Origin of the sequence: Schaalia naturae, from assembly GCF_042665795.1 — a bacterium.
Classification (GTDB): Bacteria; Actinomycetota; Actinomycetes; order Actinomycetales; family Actinomycetaceae; genus Pauljensenia; species Pauljensenia naturae.
On record NZ_JBHTEF010000001.1, the window covers coordinates 942,881 to 960,186 of the forward strand.

Annotated in this window: 16 protein-coding genes and 1 riboswitch; all 16 genes read left to right on the forward strand. The window is 73.5% G+C overall.

Translation table 11 applies throughout. The features are described 5' to 3' along the window. Positions 1-22: 22 nt before the first annotated feature. The gene (gene rpoZ / locus ACFQWG_RS04125) at positions 23-283 is read left to right on the forward strand and encodes a DNA-directed RNA polymerase subunit omega (protein WP_291496656.1); all 261 of its coding nucleotides are present in this window, start codon (positions 23-25) and stop codon (positions 281-283) included. Between the two features lie 2 nt (positions 284-285). After that, a complete protein-coding gene (gene coaBC / locus ACFQWG_RS04130; protein ID WP_380972385.1) occupies positions 286-1,500 on the forward strand; it encodes a bifunctional phosphopantothenoylcysteine decarboxylase/phosphopantothenate--cysteine ligase CoaBC in 1,215 nt (404 codons plus the stop codon). Continuing rightward, on the forward strand, positions 1,497-2,699 hold the full coding sequence (gene metK / locus ACFQWG_RS04135) for a methionine adenosyltransferase (RefSeq protein ID WP_380972387.1): 1,203 nt from the start codon (positions 1,497-1,499) through the stop codon (positions 2,697-2,699). The genes coaBC and metK overlap by 4 nt, the downstream gene beginning before the upstream one ends. 183 nt (positions 2,700-2,882) lie before the next feature. Next, positions 2,883-3,428 (forward strand): vitamin K epoxide reductase family protein, encoded by a 546-nt coding sequence (locus tag ACFQWG_RS04140; protein ID WP_380976212.1) that lies wholly within the window; start codon positions 2,883-2,885, stop codon positions 3,426-3,428. Between the two features lie 44 nt (positions 3,429-3,472). Beyond that, positions 3,473-5,470, forward strand: coding sequence for a primosomal protein N' family DNA-binding protein (locus ACFQWG_RS04145; RefSeq protein WP_380972390.1), 1,998 nt, complete (start codon positions 3,473-3,475; stop codon positions 5,468-5,470). A gap of 10 nt (positions 5,471-5,480) precedes the next feature. Next, a complete protein-coding gene (locus ACFQWG_RS04150) occupies positions 5,481-6,119 on the forward strand; it encodes an HAD family hydrolase (protein WP_380972392.1) in 639 nt (212 codons plus the stop codon). A gap of 32 nt (positions 6,120-6,151) precedes the next feature. After that, positions 6,152-7,165 (forward strand): methionyl-tRNA formyltransferase, encoded by a 1,014-nt coding sequence (locus tag ACFQWG_RS04155; protein WP_380972394.1) that lies wholly within the window; start codon positions 6,152-6,154, stop codon positions 7,163-7,165. Beyond that, complete coding sequence (locus tag ACFQWG_RS04160; protein WP_380972396.1) at positions 7,165-8,697, forward strand: RsmB/NOP family class I SAM-dependent RNA methyltransferase; 1,533 nt, start codon at positions 7,165-7,167, stop codon at positions 8,695-8,697. The genes ACFQWG_RS04155 and ACFQWG_RS04160 overlap by 1 nt, the downstream gene beginning before the upstream one ends. Continuing rightward, positions 8,694-9,356: a ribulose-phosphate 3-epimerase gene (rpe, locus tag ACFQWG_RS04165; protein WP_380972398.1), complete on the forward strand. Its 663-nt coding sequence runs from the start codon at positions 8,694-8,696 to the stop codon at positions 9,354-9,356. The genes ACFQWG_RS04160 and rpe overlap by 4 nt, the downstream gene beginning before the upstream one ends. 23 nt (positions 9,357-9,379) lie before the next feature. Next, positions 9,380-9,504, forward strand: a riboswitch (FMN riboswitch). A gap of 59 nt (positions 9,505-9,563) precedes the next feature. Then, positions 9,564-10,340 (forward strand): ABC transporter permease, encoded by a 777-nt coding sequence (locus ACFQWG_RS04170; RefSeq protein ID WP_380972401.1) that lies wholly within the window; start codon positions 9,564-9,566, stop codon positions 10,338-10,340. 10 nt (positions 10,341-10,350) lie between these two features. Beyond that, complete coding sequence (locus ACFQWG_RS04175) at positions 10,351-11,406, forward strand: ABC transporter substrate-binding protein (protein ID WP_380972403.1); 1,056 nt, start codon at positions 10,351-10,353, stop codon at positions 11,404-11,406. Between the two features lie 4 nt (positions 11,407-11,410). Continuing rightward, positions 11,411-11,674, forward strand: coding sequence for a phosphoribosyl-ATP diphosphatase (locus tag ACFQWG_RS04180; protein WP_380972404.1), 264 nt, complete (start codon positions 11,411-11,413; stop codon positions 11,672-11,674). Between the two features lie 8 nt (positions 11,675-11,682). Next, a complete protein-coding gene (gene hisG, locus ACFQWG_RS04185) occupies positions 11,683-12,528 on the forward strand; it encodes an ATP phosphoribosyltransferase (protein ID WP_380972407.1) in 846 nt (281 codons plus the stop codon). A 37-nt stretch (positions 12,529-12,565) separates the two neighbouring features. Continuing rightward, the gene (locus ACFQWG_RS04190) at positions 12,566-13,555 is read left to right on the forward strand and encodes a helix-turn-helix transcriptional regulator (protein WP_380972408.1); all 990 of its coding nucleotides are present in this window, start codon (positions 12,566-12,568) and stop codon (positions 13,553-13,555) included. Beyond that, entirely contained in the window at positions 13,548-14,480 is a 933-nt protein-coding gene (locus ACFQWG_RS04195) for a helix-turn-helix transcriptional regulator (RefSeq protein WP_380972410.1), read from the forward strand. Before ACFQWG_RS04190 ends, ACFQWG_RS04195 begins: the two co-directional genes overlap by 8 nt. Beyond that, positions 14,477-17,299 (forward strand): DEAD/DEAH box helicase, encoded by a 2,823-nt coding sequence (locus tag ACFQWG_RS04200; RefSeq protein WP_380972413.1) that lies wholly within the window; start codon positions 14,477-14,479, stop codon positions 17,297-17,299. Before ACFQWG_RS04195 ends, ACFQWG_RS04200 begins: the two co-directional genes overlap by 4 nt. The last annotated feature ends 7 nt before the right edge of the window (positions 17,300-17,306 follow it).

The window sequence follows — 17,306 nt, forward strand, 5'->3', positions numbered from 1 at the left end:
CGAGTCCACGAGAAGAGGCTACATGTCCGGAATGGTCGCCCACCCCGAGGGCATCACCTACCCGCCGATCGACGATCTCCTCGAGCACGTCGACTCGAAGTACGCCCTGGTGATCTTCGCGGCCAAGCGCGCCCGGCAGATCAACTCCTACATGCTCCAGCTCGAGCAGAACATGGTGCAATTCGTCGGTCCCGTCGTCGAGACGGAGCCCGATGAGAAGCCGCTGGCCATCGCACTGCGGGAGATCGACGAGGGGCTGCTGACCCTCGAGTCCACGGACTGAGCATGCCGCCCACCGTCGTCGTCGGCGTCGGCGCCAGTATCGCCGCGTACAAGACGGCCTTGGTCGTCCGCGACCTCATCGGGCGTGGGATCGACGTCATCGTCGCTCCCACGCCCGATTCTCTGCGATTCGTCGGAACGGCGACGTGGGAGGCCCTGACGGGCCGGGCCGTGCGCACCGGGGTCTTCGACGCCGGCGGCGCCGACCACGTGGAGCTCGCGCGCCGGGCGGACCTGGTCCTCATCGCGCCGGCGACGGCCGACCTGTTGGCCCGTCTGCGCCTCGGGCTGGGCGACAGCCTCCTGACCGCCACCGCGCTGGCCGCACGGTGCCCGGTGGTCGCGGCTCCCGCCATGCACTCCGCCATGTGGGAGAATCCGGCGACCCGGGACAACGTCGCGGCGCTGCGCCGGCGCGGGGTCCATGTCGTCGACCCCGCGTCAGGGGCGCTGAGTTCCGGGGACAGCGGCGTCGGCCGTCTGGCGGACCCGGAGGTCATCGTCCGCGCCGCGCTCGACGCCCTCGGCGCGCCGCCGCGTGACCTCGAAGGCCGTCGCGTGCTCATCACAGCAGGAGGGACACGGGAGCCGCTGGATCCGGTGCGGTTCCTCGGAAACAGCTCCTCGGGGCGCCAAGGGTGCGAGCTCGCGGCGGAGGCCCGCGACCGCGGCGCTCAGGTGACCCTGGTCCTCGCCAATGTGGAGCCCCCCCTCGTGCCCGCCGGCGTGGCGGTCGTCCAGGCCCCGACGGCGGCCCTCATGGGGGAGGCCGTCACGGAACGCCTCGCCGGAGCGGATGTCCTCATCATGGCCGCCGCCGTCGCGGACTTCCGGCCGGCGAGAGTCGCCGAGGAGAAGATCCGCAAGGACCCCGACAGCGACGCCGCGCCGGTGTTGGAGCTCGAGCGGACCCCCGACATCCTGGCGGGGGCCGCAGCCGCACCCGACCGGCCGCGCGTGGTCGTCGGCTTCGCCGCGCAGACGGGGGACGCGCCGGCCGTGCTGGCCGCCGGGCGGGAGAAGGCGCGGCGCAAGGGGGCCGATCTCCTCGCCGTCAACGCCGTGGGCGGCGGCCGCGGCTTCGGTGACGTGCCCACCACGGTGCACCTCGTGGACGGCCGGGGAGAGCAGCTCGACGTGATCAGCGGCACGAAGCGCGAGGTCGCCCGCGCTCTGCTCGACCATATCGGGCGCCTGCTCGCTACGATGGCCGGGTGACTTCGGCACTTCGACTCTTCACCTCCGAGTCCGTCACGGAGGGGCACCCCGACAAGATCTGCGACAGGATCTCCGACTCCATCCTCGACGCGATCCTCGAGCAGGACCGCGACGCCCGCGTGGCCGTCGAGACGATGGTCACGACCGGCCTCGTCCACGTGGCCGGCGAGGTGACCACCGAGCACGCCTACGTGGAGATCCCCCAGATCGTCCGGTCGGAGATCACCCGCATCGGGTACACGTCCTCGCGCATCGGCTTCGACGGGGCGTCTTGCGGCGTGTCCGTCTCGATCGGGCAGCAGAGCCCGGACATCGCCCAGGGGGTCGACAAATCCCTGGAGTCGCGCGATGACTCCCGCGCCGTTGACGAGCGCGAACGGCAGGGCGCCGGGGACCAGGGCCTGATGTTCGGCTACGCCTGCACCGACACCCCTGACCTCATGCCCGCCCCGATCTGGCTGGCGCATCGACTGGCCCGCCGCCTGTCAGAGGTCCGCCATCGCGGCATCGTCGAGGGCCTGCGCCCCGACGGCAAGACGCAGGTCACCCTCGGATACGAGGGCGACCGGCCCGTCAGCCTGGAGACCGTGGTCATCTCGACCCAGCACGACGACGACCTCACCCTCGGCCAGCTGGACTCCGCGATGCGCGTCCACGTCATCGGCCCGGTCCTCGAGGAGGCCGGCCTCGACCTCGATCGCTCCCGCATGGACGTGCTGGTCAACCCTTCGGGCCGCTTCGTCATCGGGGGGCCGGCGGGGGACGCCGGGCTCACGGGCCGCAAGATCATCGTCGACACCTACGGCGGCATGGCGCGCCACGGGGGCGGCGCCTTCTCCGGGAAGGACCCCTCGAAGGTGGACCGCTCGGCCGCCTACGCCCTGCGCTGGGTCGCGAAGAACGTCGTCGCCGCGGGCTTGGCGCGCCGGTGCGAGATCCAGGCGGCCTACGCCATCGGACGCGCCCGCCCCGTCGGGCTCTACGTCGACACCTTCGGCACGGGGGAGGCCTCCGACGCGGCGATCGCCGACGCGGTCCGTGAGGTCTTCGACCTCAGGCCGCGCGGCATGATCGAGGACCTCGACCTGCTGCGTCCGATCTACGCCCGGACCTCGTGCTACGGGCACTTCGGCCGGCCGGGTTTCTCTTGGGAGGAGACCTCCCGCGTCGAGGCGCTCCGCAGCGCCGTCGGCGCCTGAGCGGAGCCGGCCGGACGTCGCCACCCGGTACCCCCGTGGGGTATCGTGTCTCCGACACCCTCAGGAGGATGCATGGAGCAGGCGGTAGCAGCAGACGCGGACACCGACCCCGACGGCCTCGACGTCGATCTGGAGTTGCGGCGCCCCGCGCCACAGTCCTGGCGGGCGCGCACCGCGATCGAGATGATCGTCTCCGGCTGCTTGGGCCTCTATGCCTCGTTCACGCTGTCGATCGAGGCCTGGCGGTTGGCCGCGGACTCGCAGACGACGTTCGCCTGCGACATCTCCGAGGTCCTGTCCTGCTCCGCCGTGGCGATGACCCCGCAGGCCCGCGTCCTCGGCTTTCCCAACGCCTTCCTCGGCATCGCCTTCGAGTCGGTCGTTCTGGCGGTCTCGGTCGGGATGCTCGCCGGCGTGCGCTTCCCCCGCTGGTACATGCGCTGCGTGGAGGCGCTCTACACGGTCGCCCTGGCATTCGCCCTGTGGCTGTTCATGCAGTCCTACTTCGTCATCCACGTGCTGTGCCCGTGGTGCCTGCTCGTCACGCTGACGACGACGCTGGTGTGGGCGGGCCTGACGCGGATCAACATCAGGGACAGCGCTCTGCCGGCCCCCGCCTCGTGGCGGCGCTTCATCCAGGCCGGCACCGACTGGACGCTGACCGGACTGGTCCTGGTCGTCCTCCTGGCCATGGTGGCCCTCCGCTACGGGACGGCGCTGCTCGGCTGAGCTCCTCGGCCCCAGACGGGGGCGCGTCGTGGTCCAATGGAGGCATGGAGGACGCACAGGGCACGCTCATCGACCTGGGGGGCCCAGCGGCCCCGCAGGCCGTCGCCCGCGTCCTCGTCGACGTCGACCTCCCCCACCTCGACCACCCGCTCGACTATGCGGTGCCCGCGGAGCTGGCCGACACGGCCGGACCCGGCCGCCTCGTCCGGGTGCGCCTGGGCGGGGCGAAGCATCTCGGATGGATCGTGGCGCGCGCCGACTCGAGCGAGCACCCGGGCCGCCTGCAGCCCCTCCTCTCCGTCGCCTCGGACACGGAGGTGGTCTCGCCCGAGCTGCTGCGCCTGGCCCGCTACATCGCCGACCGCACGGTCTCCACCGCCTCACAAGTGTTGAGCCTGGCCGTCCCCGACCGCCACGCCGCCACCGAACGGAAGGTCCTGGCCGAGCCCGACCCCGCCCTGACGCGGCCCGAAGCCCCGGCGGGCACATCCTGGGACTCCCATCCGGGGGGCGGCGCCCTGCTCAGGCGCCTCGCCGCCGGGGAGTCGCCCCGCGCCGTCTGGACGGCCCTGGCCCCCACGCGCGACGCCCAGCTGGCGGACGCCGTGGCGGCCGCGCTGTCGTCCGGGCGTTCGGTCGTCGTCACCGCCCCGACGTCCGCCCAGGCCGGGGCCGTCGCCGACATGCTCGCCGGCGTGCTGGGCGAGTCCGCCGTGTCCGTCACCGCCGCCGACCTGCCCGCTGCCCAGCGCTATCGCGTCCACCTGGAGGCCCTGTCGGGACGCGCCCGCCTCGTGGTGGGCACCCGGTCGGCCGTCTGGGCCCCCGTGCGCGACCTCGGCCTGGTCGTCGTCTGGGACGACGGCGACGACCGCCTCCAGGAGCAGCGCGCCCCGCGGGTCTCCGCCCTCGACGTGGCCGTCGCCCGCGCGCACCTCGAGGGGGCGGGGCTCATCGCCGGGGCCTTCTCCCGATCCGTGAAGGCCCAGGCCCTGGTCCGCTCGGGCTGGGCGGCCTCTCTGGCGCCCGAGCGCCCCGCCCTGCGCGCCTCGACCCCGCGGGTCGCGGTCCCCGACGAGCTGGACCGCGAGCGCGAGGGGCCCGCCGGCGCCTCCAGGCTGCCTCCGCGCGCCCAGCAGGCGCTGCGCCGCGAACTCGGTCACGGGCCGGTGCTCATCCAGGTGCCCTCGGCGGGGTACGTGCCCGTGGTCTCCTGCGACCGATGCCGGCGGGTCGCCCGGTGCGCCCACTGCGGGGGGACGCTGTCGCTGGGGCCCGACCGGACGGTGCGCTGCGCGTGGTGCGGGCGCGGCACCCAGGAATGGCGGTGCCCCCAGTGCGCGGGCACGCGGCTCCGGGCCGTCAGAGTGGGGTCGGAGCGCACCGGCGAGGAGCTCGGCCGCGCCTTCCCCGGCGTCCCCCTCACAGTCTCCTCCTCGACACGGGAGATCACCCGGTCCATCGGGGCCGAGCCGCGTCTCGTCGTCGCCACGCCCGGGGCCGAGCCGCGGGCCGAGGACGGCTACGCCGCGGCCCTCATCCTCGACGCGCCGGCCATCGCCGGCAGGCCGGAGCTCTGGGCGCCGGAGGAGGCGCTGCGGCGCTGGCTCAACGCGCTCTCGCTGGTGCGCGCCGGCGCGCCCGCCCTGGTCCTGGGGGGCCTCGATCCGGTGCTCTCCCAGGCCCTCGTGCGATGGGACCCCGCCGGCCTGGCCGACCGCCTCCTCGACGAGCGGGAGGCCCTCGGGTTCTTCCCGGCGACCACGATCGTCGCGCTGGACGGCCCCGCCCCCGATGTCGAGGAGATCGCGGCCGGCTCAGGAGGGGAACTCATGGGGATCGTGCCGAGGAGCGGGCCGCAGCCCGGAGGCGCGACGGGGGAGGGGAAGGAGGAGGCGACGCCCGAGGTGCGCGCCCTCGTCCGCGTGGCGCACGGGGACGCGCCCGGGCTCCTCGGCGCCCTCGCCCGGATCCAGCAGCACCGCGCGGCCCACCGCCTTCCCATGGTCCGGATCACCGTCAACCCACCCGAACTCTTCTGAGAGGGCTCCCATGACCATCCATACCCCCGGCATCGTCGTCTTCGACCTCGGCCAGGTCCTCGTGGACTGGCATCCCGAGGCGACCCAGGAGCCGGTGGCCGACGCGGGAGAGTGGAAGGCGTTCGTCGCGCGCACCGACTTCTGGGCCTTCAACCAGCGGCTCGACGCAGGCCTCCCCCTGGGCCGCGCCCGGCAGTGGTTCGCGGAGCGTTACCCCGGGGACGTCGACTTCCTCGACCGGTACGTGGCGAATTATCCGGCCTCCATCCGGGGGACCGTGGCGGGAATGGACCGCTTGGTCGCCGACCTGCTCGATGGCGGCGTGCGGATCGGCGGACTGTCGAACTGGCCCGGGGAGCTCTTCCACCATGCGGTGGACCTGGTCCCGGTGGTCTCGCGACTCGAGGACGTCGTCGTCTCCGGGTTCGAGGGCATGCGCAAGCCGGAGGCCCGGATCTACCGCCTGATGCTCGAGCGTTTCGGGACTCGTCCGGAGGACACGGTCTTCGTCGACGACTCGGCGGACAATATCGAGGGGGCGGCGGCGCTGGGGATCGACGCGATCCTCTTCACCGGATCGGAGGCGCTGCGCCAGGCCCTGCGCCACCGTGGCCTCATGGGAGCCCCTCCCGGAGACCGCGCCCAGTGAGGATGCGGACGGGCCTCGCCTAGACTGGGCCGGTGCGCATCATCTTCGCCGGGACGCCGGATGCGGCCGTCCCCACGCTCCTCGCCCTGCTGGCCTCCGCCCATGAGGTGGCGGCGGTCCTCACGCGCCCCCCGGCGCGCTCCGGACGCGGCAGGGCCCTGCGGCCGTCCCCGGTCGCCGAGGTCGCACACGACCGGGGGATCCCGGTCGTCGAGGCGTCGACGCTCAGAGAGGACGGGGCCGCGGGCAGCGCCGCTCGCGCAGCCGTGCGGGGGGCCCGCGCCGACCTGGGGGTCGTCGTCGCCTACGGAGCCCTGATCCCCCAGGAGGTCCTCGACATCCCGCCCCTGGGCTGGATCAACCTCCACTTCTCTGACCTGCCCCGGTGGCGGGGGGCCGCGCCCGTGCAATGGGCGCTCCTGGCGGGGGACGCCCGCACCGCGTCCTCGGTCTTCCAGCTGGAGGCCGGGCTCGACACGGGAGCCGTCCTGTCCCGCCTCCCCGTCGCCATCGGCCGGGAGACCGCCGGCGAGCTGCTCGCCCGCATGGCCGACCTCGGGTCCCGCCAGGTCGTCGAGGCCGTCGACGCCCTCGAGGCGGGCACGGCGCGCCCCGCCCCCCAGAACATCGGCGATCACGGCGAGCGGATCACGCGCGCGCGCAGGCTCACCCACGGCGACGGCTTCGTCGACTTCTCCTCCCCGGCTGAGGAGGTCGACCGCCGCATCCGCGCCGTCACGCCGAACCCGGGGGCCTGGACCACTCTGCCGGACGGGCGCAGGCTGGCGCTCGGCCCGGTTGAGCCCGTGCCGCACTCGCCGACGCTGGCGCGAGGAGCGGGCCGGCTCGTCCTGTCGCGTCAGCGGGTCGAGGTGGCCTGTGCGCGGGGAGCGGTCCGCCTGGGCCAGGTCGCCCCCGCCGGACGCGGGTGGATGGACGCCGCGGCGTGGTCCCGCGGCGCCCGCCTGGAGGACGGCGCGCGGCTGGGAGCCACGCCGTCTCAGGAACCGAGGCCCGGCTCCCCGGACCGGGCGGGGTCCCGCTGATGGGCGTCCACCGGTACCGCGAGGGATATCGCCCGGCGAAGGGAGCCGACCCCGCCCGCCGCGTCGCCTACGAGGTCCTGCGGGAGGTCGACGCCGGCGCCTACGCGAACCTCGCGCTGCCGCGCGCCCTGCGCCGGGCCCGCACCGACGTGCCGCGCTTCACCTCCCGCGACGCCGCCTTCGCCTCCGAACTCGTCTACGGGACGCTGCGCACACGGGGCCGTCTGGACTGGGTGCTCGCCCGCCATCTCACGCGCCCCCTGGACACCCTCGACCCGGAGGTCGTGGATCTGCTGCGCCTGGGGGCCCATCAGATCCTCGACATGCGGGTGCCAGACCATGCGGCCGTCGCCGCCACCGTCGACCTGACCCGCGAGGTGTCGACGGCCGGACCGGTCGGCATGGTCAACGCGGTCCTGCGGTCGCTCACCCGCGAGGGAGCCGAGGGCATCCGGGCGGACATCGAGGCCATCGCTGACCCGGACCGCCGCCTCGCCGTGCTCCACTCCCACCCCGAGTGGATGGTCAGCGCCTTCCGCGACGCCCTGTCCGCCCACGGTGCACCGGCCAGCGAGCTCGAGGACCTCCTCGCAGCCGACAACGAAGCGCCCGTGGTCGCGCTGGTCGCCCGTCCCGGCCTCATCACCCCGGCGGAGCTCGCCGACGAGGCCGAGGAGATCCTCGACACGCGGGTCGCCCCCGGCGACGTCTGCGACCTCGCCGTCCTGCTGGAGTCCGGGGATCCCGCGGCCCTGCCGTCGGTGCGCAGCAGCCGGGCGGGGGCTCAGGACGAGGGCTCGCAGCTGGCGGCGCTCACAGCCGCCGCGGCGCCCGTCGCTCCCGAGCGGTCCGGAGGGGACGGCCCAGACGGCCTGTGGCTGGACCTGTGCGCCGGACCCGGCGGAAAGGCCGCGCTGCTCGGCGCCCTCGCCGCCCGCCGGGGGGCCCACGTGGTCGCCAACGAGGTCCATCCCCATCGCGCGCGCCTCGTGGAGCGCACGGTGCGCGCCCTGCCGGAGGGGACCGTCGAGGTCGTCTCCAGCGACGGCCGTTCCTTCGGCGGTCCCCGCACTCCCTGGCCGGACGGCTCCTTCGACCGGATCCTCGTCGACGCCCCCTGCACGGGCATGGGGTCGCTGCGGCGGCGCCCGGAATCCCGCTGGCGCCGGAAGGAGTCCGATCTGGCGGACCTCACGGCCCTGCAGTCCGCCCTGCTCGATCGGGCGGTGCGGCTCCTGCGCCCCGGTGGGGTCCTGGCCTACGTCACCTGCTCGCCGCACCGGGCGGAGACCCGCGACCAGGTCGAGCGCCTCCTCGCCGGCGGCGGCGTGGAGCTGCTCGACACGGTCGCGGTCGCCGACGGGCTGGCAGCGGGGCCGCTCGGCGTCCCGGACGGCGCGGGCCTGGTGGCGGACCGCCGCGGCCGCGCCGTCCCCGGGCGCACCCTCCAGCTGTGGGGGCACCGCAGCGGGACCGACCTGATGTTCATCGCGGTCATGCGGCGTACGGCAGCCGATACGCTGGGCGCATGAAACCCACGATCTCGCCGTCGATCCTGAATTCCGACATCGGGGACCTCCGCGGCCAGCTCCGGCTGATCAGCGGCGCGGACGTCGCCCATGTCGACGTCATGGACAACCATTTCGTGCCGAATCTCACGTGGGGCCTGCCCGTCGTCGAGGCCTGCGTGAGGGCCGACGTCCTCCCCGTCGACGCGCATCTGATGATCGAGGATCCCGATCGGTGGGCGCCGGCCTATGCGGAGGCCGGATGCGCCTCGGTGACCTTCCACGCCGAGGCCGCCGCCGCCCCCATCCGCCTGGCCCGCGAGATCCGCCGCCTCGGGGCGCGCGCCGGCCTGGGGCTGCGCCCCGCCACGGACATCGCCCCCTATGCGGGCCTGCTCGGAGAGTTCGACATGATCCTCGTCATGACCGTCGAACCGGGATTCGGCGGCCAGCGTTTCCTGGAGCCGATGCTCGAGAAGGTCCGACGCACCCGCGCGGCGATCAGCGCCTCCGGGCTGCAGATCTCCGTCCAGGTCGACGGCGGTGTGTCGCGGGAGACGATCGAACGCGCCGCCGAGGCCGGGGCCGACAATTTCGTGGCCGGTTCCGCGGTGTTCCGGGCCGAGGACGCCGCCGCGGAGGTCGACGCGCTCCGGGCGCTAGCCGGCAGGCACTGCCACTGAGCGCTGCGACGTGGCACAATGGCCCCATGCTCCGGGGTCGGTGAAAACCCGAACCGGCGGTGACAGTCCGCGACCCGTTCCTGATGGGACGGCTGAGCCGGTGGAATTCCGGCGCCGACGGTGAAAGTCCGGATGGGAGGAGCAACGGCGTGACGCCCGTGGCGTCGCGTTGGCTCATGGTCGCCCCGGTGTGCGGAGAGGGCGGTCGTGAGACGCGGGTCACAGCCTTCCGGAGCGGTCGCGGTGATCGCGCCCGCGGTCCTGCTGGCGGCTCTGCTGCTCCTGTGGTGGGCGGGCACCGCCCTCACGGGCATCGAGGCGTGGCGCCTGCCCGGGCCCGGCGCCGTCGCACGGCGCGGGGCGGAGTTGCTCGCCCAGCCCTCGACCTGGCGGCGCATGGGCGTCACCGCGTTCGAGGCTCTGATGGGGTCCCTCGCCGGGGCCGTCGTGGCGCTGCCGACGAGCTACGCCATCTACCGTTTCCGGCTGTTCCAGGCGGCCGTCGAGCCCTTCCTCGGGGCCACCCAGGCGATTCCCGCGATCGCCCTGGCCCCGTTGCTCGTCCTGTGGGTCGGATACGGGCTGGCGCCCATCGTGGCGTTGTGCGCCCTCATGGTGTTCTTCCCGATCCTCGTCTCCAGCGTTCTGGGCCTGCGCCACCTGGACCGCGACATCCTCGCGGCCGCGGAGCTCGACGGGGCGTCGGGCTGGGTCATGGCCCGTTTCATCGAGCTGCCCCTGGCAGCGCCCTCGATCCTCGCCGGGCTGCGCAACGGGTTCACGCTCTCTGTCACGGGCGCGGTCGTGGGGGAGATGGTGATGGGCGGCAGTGGCCTGGGCGGCGTGCTGGGCCAGCAGCGCCAGAACCTGGACACCGCGGGCATGTTCGTCACCATCGGGATCCTGTGCCTGCTGGCGATGAGCGCCTACGGCGCCATCTACCGCATCGAGAAGGGCCGGCGCCGCGCCGGCGAGCTGTCCTGAAGGAGGACTCATGAGGAGACATCTGATCGCGCTGACGGCCGTGCCGCTCGCGCTCGCGCTGGGGTCGGCCGGATGCGCGGGCCAGGACCAGCAGTCGGCGGAGCAGTCGGGAACACCCTCGTCCGGCGGCGCGCAGTCGGGGGGCGGCGCCGACGACGTGACGATCGGGCTCACCTACATCCCGAACGTCCAGTTCTCGCCCGTCTACGTCGCGCAGGAGGACGGGATCTACGCCTCGGAGGGGATCGACACGACGATCCGCCACCATGGCACCGACGAGGGCCTGTTCACAGCGCTGGCGGCGGGGGAGGAGGATGTCGTCCTGGCTTCGGGCGACGAGGTCCTCCAGGCCCGGGACCAGGGACTGGACCTGGTCTCGATCAGCGCCTACTACCAGTCCTATCCCGTGACCATCATCGTCCCCGAGGACTCGCCGATCACCTCGACGGGAGATCTCGAGGGCCGGCGGATCGGGGTGCCCGGCGAGTACGGGTCGACGTGGCTGGGGCTGCTCGCCGCCCTCGACGCGGCGTCCCTGACCGACCAGGACGTCACCGTCGTCTCGATCGGTTACACCCAGCAGGCGGCCCTGGCAGGGGGAGAGGTGGACGCCGTGGTCGGTTTCACCAACAACGACCTCGTCCAGTTCCAGCAGGCCGGCATGGCGGTCCGCACGATCGACCTGGACCCCGACACGACCCCGCTGGTGGGAGCCTCGCTCATCTCCACGCGCTCCTGGCTCGACGCCCACCCGGACGAGGCGCGGGCCGTCGTGGCCGGCACGGTCGCCGGCATCCAGCGGGTCGTCGACGATCCGGACCACGCCGTGGAGGCCACAGAGGCCTACGACGACACGCTCAGCGGCGCCGAGGCCCTGAATGGGGCGCGCGCCGTCCTGGCGGCGACGACCCCCCTGTTCACGGACGCGGACGGCGCGGTCACCGGGGAGCAGGACCTCGACCGGTGGAAGGCGATGGGCTCCTTCCTCACCGGCATTCCGGGCATGCTGTCCTCTGCTCCCGACATGGACGCCGCCGTCACGAACGACTACGTGCAGGTACCCTGACGGGGTGACGACTTTTGACGCGCTGTTCACCGAGCTCACTGAGAAGTCCCGGACACGCCCGGAGGGCTCGGGGACCGTGGCCGAGCTGGACCGCGGCGTCCATGCCATCGGCAAGAAGATCGTGGAGGAGGCCGCCGAGGTCTGGATGGCCGCCGAGTACGAGAGCCTCGACGACTGCGCGATGGAGATCTCGCAGCTGCTGTACCACGCCCAGGTCATGATGATCGCCAAGGGCCTCACCCTCGACGACGTCTACGCCCACCTGTGAGGACCACCATGCTGCGCATCGCCGTGCCCAACAAGGGATCCCTGTCCGAGCCCGCCGTCTCCCTGCTGGCCGAGGCCGGCTACCGCAGCTCCCGCCGCGGGCGGGAGCTGGTCCTCACGGACGCCGCCAACGAGGTCGAGCTTTTCTTCCTGCGTCCGCGCGACATCGCCGTGTACGTCGGGCGCGGGCAGATCCAGGTCGGCATCACCGGACGCGACCTGCTGCTGGATTCGGGGACCGCCGCCGTGGAGTACCGCGCGCTGGGCTTCGCCCGGTCGACCTTCCGCTTCGCGGCCCCCACCGGCACGATCACGGATCTCGGGGGGGTCCGCGGCAAGCGCGTCGCCACCTCCTACGACCGGCTGGTCAGCGACTACCTGGCCGCGCAGGGGATCGAGGCGGAGGTCGTCCACCTGGAGGGCGCCGTCGAGTCCTCCGTCCGGCTGGGCGTGGCCGATCTCATCGCGGACGTCGTGGAGACCGGCGCGACGCTGGCCAGCGCCGGGCTGAGCGTCTTCGGTCCGCCGCTGCTGGAGTCCGAGGCGGTTCTCATCACCCGCGAGGAGTTCCGCGACGATCCGCGTCTGGGCACGCTCGACCGGCGGCTCGAAGGGGTGAGGGTCGCGCGGTCCTATGTCCTCCTGGACTACAACGTGCGCCAGCGGGACCTCGAGGAAGCGATCCGCATCACGCCGGGATTCGACTCGCCGACGTTGAGCCCCCTGGTCGACTCCGAGTGGGTGGCGGTGCGCGCGATGGTCCACGCCGACGAGGTCAATCCCGTCATGGACCGGCTGCATGACGCCGGCGCGCGAGGCGTGATCGTCACCCAGTTGACCGCCTCCCGGCTGTGAGGAGCGGGAAGGGCCCGCGGGGCCGTACGCTGGGGGCGTGAGTCCCGAGGTCCCGACGAGTCTGCGCGTCCTCAGCCTGTTCTTCGACCTGCTGACGTCCGAGCGTGGACGCACCAAAGACCAGGTGAGGCGCTCTCCGGGGTATGAGGATCTCAGCCCCTCCGCCTTCGAGTCCGCCTTCCAGCGTGACAAGGACGCCCTGCGGGAGGCCGGCATCGTCCTCGAATTGGTCCCCGGTCCGGCCCAGGAGCGCTACAGGGTGGCCGCCGAGTCGTTCCCGGAGGAGGGCGCCCACCTGAGCGCCGTCGATCTGGCCCTGGTCGACCTCGCGGTCTCCGCGTGGTCCTCGGTTCCCGCCGCGGGCGCGCAGATGCTCCGCTCGAAGCTGGCCTCGCGCGCGGAACGCGGTCCCGACGGGGCGCTCGTCCCCGTCGTGCTGGGCCTCGCCGGGTCCCAGCGGCTGGTCGACGTGCTGGACGCGATCCGCGCCCGGCAGCCCATCTCGTTCACCTACGCCGCGTCGTCGGGCACCGGCGAGCGCTCGGTCGAGCCGTGGCGCCTGGTGCTGCGCGGCAGCGGCCTGTATCTCCAGGGATTGGACCTGGACCGTGAGGCGCCGAGGATGTTCCGCCTGTCCCGCATCCGCGGGGAGGTCGAGCGCCTGGGCGAGCCGGGCGACGCCCCGCCCCCCGCGGAGGATCCCGGCGATCCCTTCGAGGCTCTCACCGTCTCCCCCGTGCTGCGGGTGCGCCCGGGGGGAGCCCCACGGGTCCGGCTCCACACGGTCGCCTCCGGGGACGGGGGCACCTCCGACGGGGGCGCCCCTGCGGACCGGAGCGCGGAGGGCGCCGGGTGGGAGACGGTCAGGGGCCTTCCCGACGAGATCGGCAGCTGGGTCTCGCGCATCCTGAGAGAGGCGCCGGACGTCGTCGTCGTCGAGCCTGAGGATCTGCGCCGGAAGATCCTCGACCGGCTGAGGGCCGCGGCCCAATGGGAGCCGCAGACGCGAAGGGGGCGTCATGCCTGAGCGCACGGAGGTCCAGATGGCGCGCCTGCTGTCGCTGGTGAGTTGGATCGGGGAGCATCCGGGCGCCGAGCTGGACCGCGCGGCCCGCCACTTCGGGAGGTCGCGAGACCAGATGGTCCGCGACGTGAATCTGCTGGGCGACGTCCACGACTCGCTACCCGGCAGCTCGTTCGAGGTCGACTGGGAGCTCCTCGCCCGGGAGGAGCGCCTGCGCATCCGCACGACGATGGGCGTCGATCTGCCGCCCCGCCTCACCCCGGCGGAGGCGTCGGCGGTCCTCATCGGCCTGCGCGCGATCGCCCCCGTCCTCGACGACGACCTGAGGGCGCGCCTGCCGCGCACCGCGATGGCGGTCGCCGCCCTCTCGCCCGGTTCCGACGGCGTGTCCGACGAGGTCGTCGTGTCCGGCGCCCCGCGTCACGATGCGCGCCTGGACATCCTCAACGAGGCGATGCGGGTCGGCCGCCAGGTCGGTTTCGAGTACACGAGCCTCGATGGGCGCCGGGGCCGCCGCGAGGTCGACCCCTGGGATCTGCACCGCAGCGCGGAGGGATGGACGCTGCGCGGCTGGTGCCACGCGGCCGACGGCGAGCGGAGCTTCCGGCTGGAGCGGATGGATGCCGTGACGGTCCTCGACAGCCTGGCGGACCATCCCCGGAAAACCGCCGAGGACCGCCCGGACGCCCCCCGCGTCCGCCTCACGCTCACGGACGCGGCCCGGTGGGTCGCTGAGGAGGTCCCGTGCCGCGTGACGGAGCAGGGCTCCGGCCGCTTCGTCGCGGAGATCGAGGTGTGGGACCGGGACTGGGTGGAGGCGCTGCTCATCGACGTGGCCCCGCATCTGCTCGACGTCGATCCGCCGGACGTGGCGCAGACGATGGCGCAGAGGGCACGTCGCGCCCTCGACGTCTGGGAGGAGCGATGACACCCCCTCGCCGTCGCGTCAGACGCCGTCACGGAGGGCCCGCCGGCCAGCCGGAGACGCCCGTCAGCCGGGGCCCGGCGCAGATCCGGGAGTCCATGAGCGCCGCCGAGCGCTTCGAGGTCTTCCGCCGGCACCAGGCCTTCGAAGCCTCGCACCGCCACGACTACGCCGCCACGCTGGGCTTCGAGCTGGATCCCTTCCAGCTCGACGCGATGGAGGGCGTCGAGGACGGGGACTCGGTGCTGGTCGCGGCCCCCACGGGCGCGGGCAAGACGGTGGTCGGCGAGTTCGCCTGCGACCTGGCGGTGTCGCGCGGCCAGCGGGCCTTCTACACGACGCCGATCAAGGCGCTGTCGAATCAGAAGTACGTCGACCTCCAAGCCCGCTTCGGCGAGGCCAACGTCGGCCTGCTCACCGGCGACGTCTCCGTCAACCCGGGCGCCCCGGTGGTCGTGATGACCACCGAGGTCCTGCGCAACATGATCTACGCGGGCACGGACCTCTCCGACCTCTCCCATGTCGTCCTCGACGAGGTCCACTACCTGGCGGACCGCTTCCGCGGTCCCGTCTGGGAGGAAGTCATCATCCACCTGCCCTCCCACGTCCGCGTCGTCGCCCTGTCGGCGACCGTCTCCAATGCGGAGGAGTTCGGGGCGTGGATGCGCGAGGTCCGCGGATCCTGCCGGATCGTCGTCTCCGAACGGCGCCCGGTCCCGCTCTACCAGCACATGATGGTGGGCTCCGTCCTCTTCGACCTCTACGCGCCCTCGTCCAACGGGTCCGGACGGCTCAACCCCGAGCTGGTGGCCGCGACCCAGGCGCCCCGGCGCCCCCGCCCGCGCGGGGGCGGGCGCTGGTCCCCCGACGAGGGCGCCCCCGCCCGCCCCCGCGGGCGGCGGGAGTCGCGGCCCCAGGCGCTCATCACCCTGGATCGGGCGCGGCTGCTGCCTGCCATCGTCTTCATCTTCTCCCGCGCCGGATGCGACGACGCCGTCTCGGCCGTGCTGGCCTCGGGCATCGTCCTGACGTCGCGCGGCGAGGCCGACCGGATCCGCTCCGTCGTCGAGGAGGCCGTCGCGACGATCCCGCCGGAGGACCACGCGGTGCTCGGCGTCTCGCGGTGGGCCGCGGGGCTCGAACGGGGGATCGCCGCACACCACGCGGGCCTGCTCCCCATCATGAAGGAGACCGTCGAGAAGCTGTTCACCCGCGGGCTGGTCAAGGTCGTCTACGCCACGGAGACCCTGGCACTGGGCATCAACATGCCCGCCCGCACCGTGGTCATCGAGTCGCTGACGAAGTGGAACGGCGCCGCCCATGTCCAGCTGAGCGCCGGGGAGTACACCCAGCTCTCGGGCCGGGCCGGACGCAGAGGCATCGACTCGGAGGGGCACGCCGTCGTCCTGCACCGCGGGCGGGTCGCCCCGGAGGAGGTGGCGGCCCTCGCCTCCAGACGCACCTACCCGCTGGTCAGCGCCTTCCACCCCACGTACAACATGGTCGTCAACCTGCTGACGCACTCCTCGCGAGCCGCGACCCGCGATGTCCTGGAGACCTCGTTCGCGCAGTTCCAGGCCGACGGGGCCGTCGTCGGACTCGCCCGCCAGGCCAGGGAGCGCGAACGGGAGATGATCGAGCTCGAGTCCCAGGTGGCATGCGAGCTGGGAGACGCCCGCGAGTACTTCGCCCTGCGCGACGAGCTGGCAGCGGCCCAGAAGACCCGCGCCCGGCGCCGGGTCGGCGAAGGCCGCCGGGCCGCCGCCCTCGCCCTCGCGGAGGTGCGTCCCGGGGACGTCCTGGCGTATCGCCGAGGCCGGCACGGGAACCACGCCGTGGCGCTGACCCCGGCCCAGGGCACGTCCGACGCGCCGCTCGTCCAGGTCCTCGGCACCGACGGCCGCCTGCGCCGGCTGGGGCCCGAGGACGCGGGCGGGGGAGTGGCCGTCGTCGGCCGCCTGGCTCCGGGCACCGACCTGCGTCGGGTCCGCCGCGCGCGGGACCGCTCGGAGCTCGCCGATGAGCTGCGCCGGCTCGTGCGCTCCGGATCGCTCGAGGAGGCGCCCGGTCGGGCCGAGGGAGGGCAGGACCCCCATCTCCTCGAGCTGGAGCGCCGCATCCGCTCCCATCCGGTCCACCAGTGCCCCGAGCGCGAGACCCACGCCGTCGCGGGCCATGCCTGGATGCGGGCGCGGCACGAGTACGAGAGGCTCGCCCGCTCGGTCGAGGGCCGCACGAACTCCGTGGCCAAGGAGTTCGACCGGGTCTGCGAGGTCCTGGACCTCCTGGGGTTCCTCGACGGCGGGGAGGTGACGGAGGCGGGCCAGCAGCTGCGCCGCGTGTTCGGGGAACGGGACCTGGTCGTCGTCGAGGCGATCCGCTCCGGAGCCTGGGATGGCCTCTCGGGCCCGGAGCTGGCGGCCATCGCGTCCACCGTCATCTTCGAGGCGCGCTCCGACCGCGACCGGGACCTGGAGCCGGCGCTGCCCGGAGGCCCCCGGGGGGGCCTGGCCCGGGCATGGGCGGGGACGCTCGCCGCCCAGGGACGGGTCAGCGACGCCGAGGCTCGCGCAGGCGCCTCGCCCACGCCTGAGGTGGAGCCGGGCCTCATGGCGGCCGTGCACGCGTGGGCCTCGGGCGCGTCGCTGTCGACGGCCCTGGATGCCGCCGATCTGCAGGGCGGTGACTTCGTCCGACGGATCCGCCAGATCATGGATCTGCTGGACCAGCTGCGCCACATCGACCGGCCAGGGCTCGCCGCGCGGGCGCGCGCGGCCCGCGACCTCCTCGTGCGCGGGGTCGTCGCATGGTCCGTGGTCTGAGAAGGAG

Bases quoted from the DNA above. Each gene is read 5' to 3' on its own strand.
- ACFQWG_RS04140 (WP_380976212.1), top strand. From the start codon at position 2,883: ATGATCGTCTCCGGCTGCTTGGGCCTCTATGCCTCGTTCACGCTGTCG.
- ACFQWG_RS04195 (WP_380972410.1), top strand. From the start codon at position 13,548: ATGCCTGAGCGCACGGAGGTCCAGATGGCGCGCCTGCTGTCGCTGGTG.
- rpoZ (WP_291496656.1), top strand. From the start codon at position 23: ATGTCCGGAATGGTCGCCCACCCCGAGGGCATCACCTACCCGCCGATC.
- ACFQWG_RS04200 (WP_380972413.1), top strand. From the start codon at position 14,477: ATGACACCCCCTCGCCGTCGCGTCAGACGCCGTCACGGAGGGCCCGCC.
- ACFQWG_RS04160 (WP_380972396.1), top strand. From the start codon at position 7,165: ATGGGCGTCCACCGGTACCGCGAGGGATATCGCCCGGCGAAGGGAGCC.
- hisG (WP_380972407.1), top strand. From the start codon at position 11,683: ATGCTGCGCATCGCCGTGCCCAACAAGGGATCCCTGTCCGAGCCCGCC.
- coaBC (WP_380972385.1), top strand. From the start codon at position 286: ATGCCGCCCACCGTCGTCGTCGGCGTCGGCGCCAGTATCGCCGCGTAC.
- ACFQWG_RS04175 (WP_380972403.1), top strand. From the start codon at position 10,351: ATGAGGAGACATCTGATCGCGCTGACGGCCGTGCCGCTCGCGCTCGCG.
- ACFQWG_RS04150 (WP_380972392.1), top strand. From the start codon at position 5,481: ATGACCATCCATACCCCCGGCATCGTCGTCTTCGACCTCGGCCAGGTC.
- ACFQWG_RS04145 (WP_380972390.1), top strand. From the start codon at position 3,473: ATGGAGGACGCACAGGGCACGCTCATCGACCTGGGGGGCCCAGCGGCC.
- rpe (WP_380972398.1), top strand. From the start codon at position 8,694: ATGAAACCCACGATCTCGCCGTCGATCCTGAATTCCGACATCGGGGAC.